General features: G+C 73.2%; 10 protein-coding genes. 9 read left to right on the top strand and 1 reads right to left on the bottom strand.

The features are described from left to right. The first annotated feature begins 83 nt into the window (after nucleotides 1-83). The 5 genes from ACFU6K_RS19490 (at nucleotide 84) to ACFU6K_RS19470 (ending at nucleotide 4,953) form a co-directional block, all read left to right on the top strand. Complete coding sequence (locus ACFU6K_RS19490) at nucleotides 84-743, top strand: hypothetical protein (RefSeq protein WP_380664602.1); 660 nt, start codon at nucleotides 84-86, stop codon at nucleotides 741-743. A 27-nt stretch (nucleotides 744-770) separates the two neighbouring features. Then, nucleotides 771-1,880, top strand: a complete 1,110-nt coding sequence (locus ACFU6K_RS19485) for a threonine aldolase family protein (protein ID WP_380664601.1) — start codon at nucleotides 771-773, stop codon at nucleotides 1,878-1,880. Between the two features lie 87 nt (nucleotides 1,881-1,967). Then, nucleotides 1,968-2,546, top strand: a complete 579-nt coding sequence (locus ACFU6K_RS19480) for an NADAR family protein (protein WP_380664600.1) — start codon at nucleotides 1,968-1,970, stop codon at nucleotides 2,544-2,546. Next, on the top strand, nucleotides 2,543-3,727 hold the full coding sequence (locus ACFU6K_RS19475) for a hypothetical protein (protein WP_380664599.1): 1,185 nt from the start codon (nucleotides 2,543-2,545) through the stop codon (nucleotides 3,725-3,727). The genes ACFU6K_RS19480 and ACFU6K_RS19475 overlap by 4 nt, the downstream gene beginning before the upstream one ends. A gap of 68 nt (nucleotides 3,728-3,795) precedes the next feature. Continuing rightward, the gene (locus ACFU6K_RS19470; RefSeq protein WP_380664598.1) at nucleotides 3,796-4,953 is read left to right on the top strand and encodes a hypothetical protein; all 1,158 of its coding nucleotides are present in this window, start codon (nucleotides 3,796-3,798) and stop codon (nucleotides 4,951-4,953) included. A 134-nt stretch (nucleotides 4,954-5,087) separates the two neighbouring features. Here the strand turns inward: ACFU6K_RS19470 and ACFU6K_RS19465 are convergent, their stop codons facing one another. After that, entirely contained in the window at nucleotides 5,088-6,470 is a 1,383-nt protein-coding gene (locus tag ACFU6K_RS19465) for a glycine--tRNA ligase (RefSeq protein WP_224279482.1), read from the bottom strand. A 191-nt stretch (nucleotides 6,471-6,661) separates the two neighbouring features. Here ACFU6K_RS19465 and ACFU6K_RS19460 point away from each other — a divergent pair, with 191 nt between their 5' ends. From ACFU6K_RS19460 to ACFU6K_RS19445, 4 genes are read left to right on the top strand one after another with little or no spacing between them, the layout of a single operon-like run. Then, entirely contained in the window at nucleotides 6,662-7,774 is a 1,113-nt protein-coding gene (locus ACFU6K_RS19460) for a metal ABC transporter substrate-binding protein (RefSeq protein WP_380664597.1), read from the top strand. Between the two features lie 14 nt (nucleotides 7,775-7,788). Next, nucleotides 7,789-8,553, top strand: a complete 765-nt coding sequence (locus ACFU6K_RS19455) for a metal ABC transporter ATP-binding protein (protein ID WP_380664595.1) — start codon at nucleotides 7,789-7,791, stop codon at nucleotides 8,551-8,553. After that, the gene (locus ACFU6K_RS19450; protein ID WP_049651098.1) at nucleotides 8,550-9,479 is read left to right on the top strand and encodes a metal ABC transporter permease; all 930 of its coding nucleotides are present in this window, start codon (nucleotides 8,550-8,552) and stop codon (nucleotides 9,477-9,479) included. Before ACFU6K_RS19455 ends, ACFU6K_RS19450 begins: the two co-directional genes overlap by 4 nt. A 35-nt stretch (nucleotides 9,480-9,514) precedes the next feature. Beyond that, nucleotides 9,515-9,925: a Fur family transcriptional regulator gene (locus tag ACFU6K_RS19445; protein ID WP_189918013.1), complete on the top strand. Its 411-nt coding sequence runs from the start codon at nucleotides 9,515-9,517 to the stop codon at nucleotides 9,923-9,925. The last annotated feature ends 11 nt before the right edge of the window (nucleotides 9,926-9,936 follow it).

Here is a 9,936-nt window from a genome sequence, read left to right as displayed (position 1 = left end):
CGTCACCCCGACACGGGCGGACGGCCTCACGGCCCCGCCCCGCTCCGGCCCCGCCCCGCTCCGGCCCCACCCCGAGGAGGACGATGAACCCCGACGGCCCGCGGAACATCCTGGAGGTCGGCTCCCCCGCCGCCGCCACCACCCACCCGCCGTACGACGGGGTCCGCGCCACCGACCCGGTCCGCCTCATCCCCTCCGGCTGGGTGCGGCAGACCAGGCCCGGCGGCACCGTCTCGGCCGTCCTCGGCACCTGGCAGGAGGGCGCCGGCCAGGTAGAGCTCACCGTGCTCCCCGACGGCACCGCCGAGGGCCGGGTCACCGGCCGGGCCGCTGTCCCGCGCCCGTCCCGCCCGCCGTTCCTGCCCGGCTGGTCCGGTGCCGACGGCACCGGGCGTCCGACCAGCACCTCCCCCACCCTCCTCAACGACCCGACGCCCGCCTTCCTCGTCCAACTCGCCTTCCCCGACGCGTGGTTCTGGGTCACCACGGGCGAGGACCTGGAGTCGGTCTACTGCCTCTGCGTCCCCGGATCCTCCGCCCAGGTCCAGGACGACACCTACGGCTGGACGGTCCACCAGGGCGGCCGGCTCGCCCTCTGGGACGAGATCGAGCGGCTCCTCGCCGCCTGGCAGGAGGCCGGGCGTCCCGACCTCACCGCCGTCCGGCTCCGCATCACGGCGGACACCCAGACGGCGTGGATACCCGGACACCCCGCCCTGCGGTGGGAAAAGCGGTTGGTCTGACCGTGCCGTCGGGCTGACAATCGCCGGATGACCGACGACCAGAGCGAGTTCCACCGACGCCGCGCGGCCCGCATGACCTGCGAGCGCTTCCTCTCCGCCGACCGCGGCCTCAGCATCCGCGAACGCCTCACCCAACTCGCCGCCCTGGACGACCTGGACGTCCTCCCCGACTTCTACGGCAGCGACGGGCCGGTGCGGCAGCTGGAGGAACGGACCGCCGCACTGCTCGGAAAGGAGGACGCGGTCTTCTTCCCCACCGGGACGATGGCCCAGCAGGTCGCCCTCCGCCACCACGCCGAACGCACCGGCAACCCGGCCGTGGCGCTGCACCCGCTCAGCCACCTCGAGCGGCACGAGCGCCACGCCTACACCCAGCTCACCGGCCTGCGCGGCCTCTGGCCCACCACCGAGCAGCGCCAGCCGACCCCCGGGGAACTCCACGCGGTCGGCGAGCCCTTCGGCACCCTCGTCGTCGAACTCCCGCTGCGCGACCCCGGCTACCTCCTCCCCACCTGGGACGAGCTGACCGCCCTCGTCGCCGCGGCCCGCGAAACCGGCGCCCGGGTGCACTTCGACGGCGCCCGGCTCTGGAACACCACGGTCCACTTCGACAAGCGGCTCGACGAGATCGCCGCCCTCGCCGACAGCGTCTACGTGTCCTACTACAAGGACCTCGGCGGCATCAGCGGCGCCGCCCTCGCCGGCGACCAGGCCCTCACCGCCTACGCCCGCACCTGGCGCCACCGCTACGGCGGCCAGCTCTCCCAGCAGTGGCCGGCCGCCCTCGCCGCCCTCCACGGCCTGGACACCGCCCTCCCCCGCATCCCCGCCCACATCCACCACGCCGCCACCACCCTCACCCCCGCCCTGGCCGCCCTCCCCGGCGCCCGACTGAACCCCGAGGTGCCGCCCACCCACGAGTACCAACTCTGGCTCCCCCACCCGGCCAAGGCCCTCAACGCCGCCCACCTGGCACTGGCCGAGGAGGAGGGCATCTGGTTCGTCTCCCACTGGGAGGACGCCGCCCCCGGCCTCGCCATGGCCGAGGTCAGCCTCGGCGAACCGGCCCTGGGCTGGACGGCCGAGGAAGTGACGGAGGTCGGCCTGCGCTTCCTGGAGCTGGCCGCCAAGGCCTGACCGGGGGAATCCCGCGGGCCACCCCTGCGAGGGTGATTCACCGAGAAACGGTTCGCGGCAGCCACCCCTTCATGTCAGACTGACGATATGAGCGAGATGCACGTGGGGGACCTGGCCACCGTCCGCAGCCGCGAGGAGTTGGCCGCGGCGATGGCCGACGGGGCGCGGCCGAAGTGGGTGATGTTCTGGGGGCACACCGAGCGCAAGGGCGGCGGGACCCGGCAGGAGTGCCTGAGCCAGTGGTGGCCCGGCGAGTTCACCGTCGACGGGGTCGCGTACGCCTCCGCCGAGCACTGGATGATGGCCGGCAAGGCCCGGATGTTCGGTGACGAGGAGATCGTGCGGCGGGTGCTGGCGGCCCGCACGCCCGCCGAGGCGAAGAAGCTGGGGCGGCTGGTCAAGGACTTCGACGACAAGGCCTGGGTGGACGGCCGGTTCGAGCTGGTGGTGGCGGGCAACGTCGCCAAGTTCGGGCAGGACGAGGCGCTGCGGACGTACCTGCTGGGCACGGGTGACCGGGTGCTGGTCGAGGCCAGCCCGGTGGACCGGATCTGGGGCATCGGGCTCGCCGCCGACGACATCCGGGCCCAGCAGCCCGCCGAGTGGCGCGGGTTGAACCTGCTCGGCTTCGCCCTGATGGAGGCCCGGGCGCGGTTGGCCGCGTGAGCGGGATCGCTCCGCTGCTGGACGGGACGGTCGCGGCCTCGGCCGCCACCGCCCTGTTCCTGGCGCCGCGGGTGCTGCGGCGGGAGGCCGGGCCCGCGCGGCGAGGGCGCTCGTACGGGCCGGAGCCGGTGCTGGCGGCCGTCGTCGCGCTGATCTACCTCAACCAGGTGCTCGTCGCGGTCTACGTGGACCGCGTCCACCACGGCGACGTCTCCTTCATCACCCGCTACCTGCCGCCCGGCTGGTTCGACGTGCCCCGCCTCGACTCCCTCGCCGCCCGCTTCCCCGCCCCGGAGCTCCTGGCCCCGTCCGTCCTGCGGGTCCAGGCGTTCCTCGAACTGCCGCTGGTGCTGCTGGCGTTCGTCGCCGTCGTCCGCCGGCTGGACCGCGCGCTGTACGTCCGGCTGGCCCGCTCGCCGCTGGTCCCGCTGGCCGCCGCCTCGTACACGGTGGCGTTCTGCGCGGTGGAGTGGGACCTGCGGAACCCGTACACCGTGGACGACCTCGTCCTGCGCGTGCTCGCGGCCTGCCTCACCCCTCCCCTGATCGCCTGGCTGGCCCGACGCGAACCCGGCTCCGAACCGGGAATCGAACCCGGAGCCGAGCCCGGCGCCGAGCCCGGTGCCGAGGACAAGCCCGCACCCGAACCCGAGCCCGCCCGCGGCCTGTTCCGCTTCGCCCTCGACCTGTGGGCGTACGGCCAGCTGATGCTGGTGCTGTACGACACCGCGCTGCTCTACAACCTCGCCCGGCTCGGCGACCATCTCCCGTCCGCCGCGGCCGCGTTGGCGGTGCTCGTCGCCACCCGCACCGTCCCGCCCCGGGCCCCGCGCCCGCTACCCGGCCCGTACACCGCCACCCTCGCGGGGACGATCGGTCGGGCGCTCGCACTGTTCCTCGTCCCCGCCCTGTCGATCCGCTACGCGGAGTCCTTCGGCACGCCCGAACTCGCCGCCCTGGCAGGGCTCCTGGTGATCGGCGCGGCGGCCCGCCGGGACGCGCCGCGGCTCCTGCCGCCCGCCCTGGCGGGCGCGGTGGTCGGGTACGCCGTCGCGACCCTCGCGCCCGGCCCGTACTACGAGGCGACCCTCCTGCGGAGCGCGACCGGCGCACTTCTCGCAACGACCGCCCTCTGCGCGCTCCTTGACACCACTCGGGCACGACTGGTCGTGCGCTCGTAACTCCCCAGCCACATACTGTCGCCAAGATGTCACGCAGTCAGGGTCCGGATGGACAGGTTGGGGCGATCATGCGCATGCGGCCGACGGAACAACCCGCGGGCGGGCAGCCGGAGGGCGAGCTGCAGGCCGCCGAACTCCGCGCGGAGCTGGACGAATTACTCCGCGCGAGCCGCTACGCGAGCCAACGCGAACGGCGCCTGAACGAGGCGATCCGGGCCACCCCGGGCCGTCAGCGGCCGGACGGGGAGCTGCTGCGCCAGCTCGCCCAGGCCCGGACCCTGCGCGAGGGCCTGGGCGCCCGCTGCCTCCAACTCAGCGACCAGCTGGAGGCGTTGGAGAGCCGGATCCGCCACCGGCACCAGCCACCACCGCCACAGCACCAGCACCAGCACCAGCACTCCCAACAGCACCAGCAACCGGCCCCGCCGGCCCCGCAACACCACCACCAGCCACTGCAGCAACAGGCCCCGCCGCCCGTCCGCCCCGACCTCGGCGCCCTCACCGAGCGGATCACCGCCCTCCACCGGGCCGGCTCCCTCGCCGAGGCCACCGAGGTGATCGACACCGCCGCCGCCCGCCTCACCTCCACCGACGCCGCGCTGCTGGTCGGCATGCTGGCCCGGTACGGCCCGACCGGCGGCTCGCTCCACCTCGCCCGCAGCATCGCCCGGACCGCGCCCGACCACTCCGTCGCCGTGCTCGCCGAGCTGCGCGAACTGGGCCTGGCCGAGGAGGCCGCCGAGGTGTTCCACGCCTTCTGGAGCTACCCGGCCGCGTCCGTCCCCACCCTGCTCTCCGCACTGGACCAGGCCGGACTGGCCGCCGACAGCGCGACACTGCTCTGGGAGTGGGGGTCGGCGCCGATGCCCGAGCTGACCTCCCTGGCGGCCTGCCTCCAGCAGCACGGCCGCGCCGACGACGTCCGGACGCTGCTGCGCCAGGCCGCCGGCCGCTCCACCGCCGACCTCGCCGCCCTCGCGACCGGGCTGCCACCCGCACTCGCCACCCTCCTGCTGGGCGAACTGGCCGTCCTGCGCCCGCCCACCGAAGTGGTCGGGCTGGCCACCGCCCTGGACGGCACGGGCAACTCCGAGCTGTACGCGCAGCTGCTGGCCGCGCTGCTCGCCGACGAGGCCCGCCACCGCACCACCCTCGCCGCCCTGCGCACCGCCGGCCTGCCGACCCGCCCGCCCGCGGCCCCGCGCTCCCGCTGGGGACGCCGGTAGCGGCGGCACCGGAGGCTGGAGGCGGCGGGCACGCCAAGGGACCCCGGACCCAGAGCCCCCCGAACAGCAGGGAGCCCCCGCCCGCCCCACCAGGGCGGACGAGGGCTCCCCGGGCGAAGCCGGACGACCCGCCGCTAGCAGCCGATCAGCCGCGCGCCCAGGTACGCCTTGACCTGGTCCAGCGACACGCGCTCCTGCGACATGGTGTCGCGGTCGCGGACGGTCACCGCGTTGTCCTCAAGGGTGTCGAAGTCGACCGTGACGCAGAACGGCGTGCCGATCTCGTCCTGGCGGCGGTAGCGCTTGCCGATGGCGCCGGCGTCGTCGAACTCGACGTTCCACGCGGTGCGCAGGTCGGCGGCGAGGCCGCGGGCCTTCGGGGACAGCTCGGCGTTGCGCGACAGCGGCAGGACGGCGACCTTGACCGGGGCCAGGCGCGGGTCGAGCCGCATGCCGACGCGCTTCTCCATGACGCCCTTGGCGTTCGGCGCCTCGTCCTCGAAGTAGGCGTCGATCAGGAAGGCCAGCATGGCGCGGTTGAGGCCCGCCGCCGGCTCGATGACGTACGGGAAGTACCGCTCGCCGGACTCCTGGTCGAAGTACTTCAGGTCCTGGCCGGAGGCCTCGCTGTGCACCCGCAGGTCGTAGTCGGTGCGGTTGGCGACGCCCTCCAGCTCGGAGAACTCGCTACCACCGAAGTTGAAGCGGTACTCGATGTCCACCGTGCGCTTGGCGTAGTGGGAGAGCTTCTCCTTCGGGTGCTCGAAGAAGCGCATGTTCTCGGTGCGCAGGCCGAGGCCGACGTACCAGTCCCAGCGCTGCTGGAGCCAGTACTCGTGCCACTGCTCGTCCTCGCCCGGCTTGACGAAGAACTCCATCTCCATCTGCTCGAACTCGCGGGTCCGGAAGATGAAGTTGCCGGGGGTGATCTCGTTGCGGAAGCTCTTGCCGGTCTGGGCGATGCCGAACGGCGGCTTCTTGCGCGAAGTGGTCTGGACGGCCTTGAAGTTGGTGAAGATGCCCTGGGCGGTCTCGGGGCGCAGGAACGCCAGGCCGCTCGCCTCCTCGGTGACGCCGAGGTGGGTCTTCAGCATGCCCGAGAAGTCCTTGGGCTCGGTGAACTGGCCCTTGGTGCCGCAGTCGGGGCAGTTGACGTCCTTGAGGCCGTTCGGCGGCGGGAAGCCGTGCTTGGCCTCGTACTTCTCCTCCAGGTGGTCGGCGCGGTGGCGCTTGTGGCAGGAGAGGCACTCGGTCAGCGGGTCGTTGAAGGTGGCGACGTGGCCGGAGGCCTCCCAGACCTCGCGGGCGAGGATCACCGACGAGTCGAGTCCGACGACGTCCTCGCGGGCCTGCACCATCGCGCGCCACCACTGGCGCTTGATGTTCTCCTTGAGCTCGACGCCCAGCGGCCCGTAGTCCCAGGCGGCACGCGTGCCGCCGTAGATCTCGCTGCAGGGGTAGACGAAGCCACGGCGCTTGCTCAGGCTGACGATCGTGTCGATCTTGTCGGCGGCCACAGTGCTCTCTTCAGTACGTACGGCACGGTCAGGGCACGGCTGGTTGCGCGTACCCGAATACCTCAGGTTACCGGCCATACGGGTACGTGATTCAAATCGGTATCGTCCGACCGCTCCCACCCTCCGTCACCTCTCGTTCACCCGTCCGAGTGATTTGACAATCATTTCCATGTGAGATGAGAATGATTGTCATGATGATCGGACTGCCTCGACTCGGACTCTCCCGCCGCATCCGCCGCTCCATAGCCCTCGGCACCACCGCGCTCGCCGCCTCCCTCGCCCTCACCGCCTGCGGAGGCAGCAGCAGCGCCGACAGCGGCGGCGGCCGGCTGAAGGTCGTCGCGTCCTTCTACCCGATGGAGTTCCTGGCCCAGCAGATCGGCAAGGAGCACGTCGCGGTCACCGACCTGACCGCCGCCGGCGTCGAGCCGCACGACCTGGAGCTCACCGCCAAGCAGGTCGGCACGGTCCAGAAGGCCGACGCGATCATCTACCTCAAGGGCCTCCAGCCCACCGTCGACCAGGCCGTCGCGCAGTCGTCCAGCAAGCACAAGATCGACGCCACCGCCGCCAGCCCGCTGGTCGACCACCACCTCGACGAGGGCACCGAGGCCGCCGACGGGGCCCACGGGGCGGACGGGGCCCACGGAGCCGACGGCCACAAGCACGAGGACGCGGCCGGCGACCCGCACATCTGGCTCGACCCGACCCGCTACGCGGCGATCGCCAAGAGCGTCGGCGACGAGTTCGCCAAGGCCGACCCGGCGCACGCCGAGGACTACCGGAAGAACACCGACGAGCTGGTCACCAGGCTCACCGCGCTCGACCAGGAGTTCCGGGACGGGCTGAAGGACGCCAGGACCCGGACCTTCGTCACCAGCCACGCCGCCTTCGGCTACCTCGCCGACCACTACGGCCTCACCCAGGTCGCCATCAACGGCGTCGACCCGGAGTCCGAGCCCACCCCGGCCCGCCTCGCCGCGGTGCAGAAGGCCGCCCGGGACAACGGCGTCACCACCGTCTTCTTCGAGACCCTGGTCAGCCCCAAGCTCGCCGACACCGTCGCCAAGGACCTCGGCCTCAAGACCGCCGTCCTGGACCCGCTGGAGGGCGTCAAGGACCCCTCCAAGGACGACTACCTGACCGTCATGAAGCAGAACCTGGCCAACCTCCAGGCCGCCCTCGGCGCCCCGGCCGGAACCGCCGGAACCGCCGGAACCGCGCCCGCCGGAACCGCCCCCACCACCCCCGCCGGAACCGCGCCCGCCGCAGCCGACGCCACCACCCCCGCCCCCGCGAACTGACGGGACCGAGCACCATGACCGACCCGATACCCCCGGCCGTCCGCCTCCGTGACGCCGTCGCCTCGCGCGGCGGCCGGCCGGTGCTGCGCGGCGTCGACCTCACCGTCCGCCCCGGCGAGGTCGTCGCCCTGCTGGGCGCCAACGGCTCCGGCAAGTCGACCACCGTCAAGGCCGTGATCGGCTCCGTCCCGCTGGAGCGGGGCGCCCTGGAGCTGTTCGGCACCCCGTACGGCTCCTTCCGCGCCTGGCACCGGATCGGGTACGTCCCGCAGCGCACCACCGCCGCCTCCGGCGTCCCCGCCACCGTCCGCGAGGTGGTCTCCACCGGACGGCTGCCGCAGCACCGGCTGCTGCCCTTCCGCCGCCGGGACCGCGAGGCGGTGGACCGCGCGCTGGCCGCCGTCGGCATGCTGGAGCGGGCCGGGGACGGCGTGGCCGACCTGTCCGGCGGCCAGCAGCAGCGGGTGCTGATCGCCCGCGCCCTGGTCGGCACCCCCGACCTGCTGATCATGGACGAGCCGATGGCCGGCGTGGACGCCGCCAGCCAGCAGGTGCTCGCAGACACCCTGCGCGCCGAGGTCGGCCGCGGCGCCTCCGTCCTCCTCGTGCTGCACGAACTCGGGCCGCTGGAGCCGCTGATCGACCGCGCCGTGGTGCTGCGGGACGGCTGCGTCGCCCACGACGGCCCGCCCGTGCCCAACACCGGGCTGCACGCGCTGCCCGGCCACGACCACGTCCACCCGCACGCCGACCTGACCCCGCCGAGGCTGCTGGCATGACCGAGATGCTCTCCTACGACTTCATGCAGCGGGCCCTGCTCGCCGCCGTCCTGGTCGGGATCACCGCCCCGGCCGTCGGCATCTACCTGGTGCAGCGCCGCCAGGCGCTGATGGGCGACGGCATGGGCCACGTCGCGATGACCGGCGTCGGCCTCGGCTTCATCTTCCAGACCAGCCCGGTCTGGATGGCCGTGCTGGTCTGCGTGCTCGGCGCCGTCACCATGGAGCTGGTCCGCTCGCGCGGCAACCAGCGCGGCGACATCGCCCTCGCGATGCTCTTCTACGGCGGCATGGCCTGCGGCAAGCTGCTGGTCTCGATGTCCGCCCAGGCCGGGGCCGGCTCGCTGGAGAGCTACCTGTGGGGCTCGATCCTCACCGTCGCCCCCGCCGACCTGGCCACCATCGCGGTGCTCGGCGCGGTGGTCGTCGCGGTCACCGTGGGCCTGCGCCGCCAGCTCTTCGCGATCTGCCAGGACGAGGACTTCGCCCGGGTCACCGGGGTGCCGGTGCGCACCCTCAACCTGCTGCTCGCGGTGATGGCCGCGGTCACCGTCACCGTCGCCATGCGCGTCGTCGGGCTGCTGCTGGTCAGCGCGCTGATGGTGGTCCCGGTGGTCGCCGCCCAGCAGCTCACCCGGTCCTTCGCCGCCACCCAGGCCGCCTCGATCGCGCTCGGCGTGGTCGTCTCGCTGGCCGGCGTCACCGGCTCCTACCACCTCGACGTGCCCTCCGGCCCGGCCATCGTGCTGCTCGCCATCGCGGTCTTCGCGGTGTTCAGCCTGCTCGCCGCGCCGCTCGCCCGGCGGCGCCACCGCGGCACGGGCGAACACGGGCCGAAGGTGTGCGACGTCGAACTGCCGGAACAGGCCTCCGGCGAACCGTCCGGCACGACCACACCTGAGGGACGGGCGGGGCTGGCACAATGATGTGCGAGACGCCCACGACCCCAGGAGGACCCACGGTGACCACCGCAGGCCCGTCGCCGCGCGCCCGCTCGACCCGGCAGCGAGCCGCCGTCTCGGCGGCCCTGGACGAGATCGCGGACTTCCGCAGCGCGCAGGAGCTCCACGACCTGCTCAAGCACCGCGGGGACTCCGTCGGTCTGACCACGGTCTACCGCACGCTCCAGTCGCTCGCGGACGCCGGCGAGGTGGACGTGCTGCGCACCGCCGACGGTGAGGCGGTCTACCGCCGCTGCAGCAGCGGGCACCACCACCACCTGGTCTGCCGGCACTGCGGCGCGACCGTCGAGGTGGAGGGTCCCGCGGTGGAGCGCTGGGCCAACTCGGTCGCCGCCGAGCACGGTTTCAGCGACATCGCGCACACCCTGGAGATCTTCGGGACCTGCGCGGAGTGCGCCAAGAAGGCCTGAGGCCCGTCCGC

Origin of the sequence: Kitasatospora sp. NPDC057512 (assembly GCF_042802135.1) — a bacterium.
Classification (GTDB): domain Bacteria; phylum Actinomycetota; class Actinomycetes; order Streptomycetales; family Streptomycetaceae; genus Kitasatospora.
The sequence above is the reverse complement of the archived record's forward strand: the minus strand, read 5'-3'. Positions and strand labels throughout refer to the sequence as shown.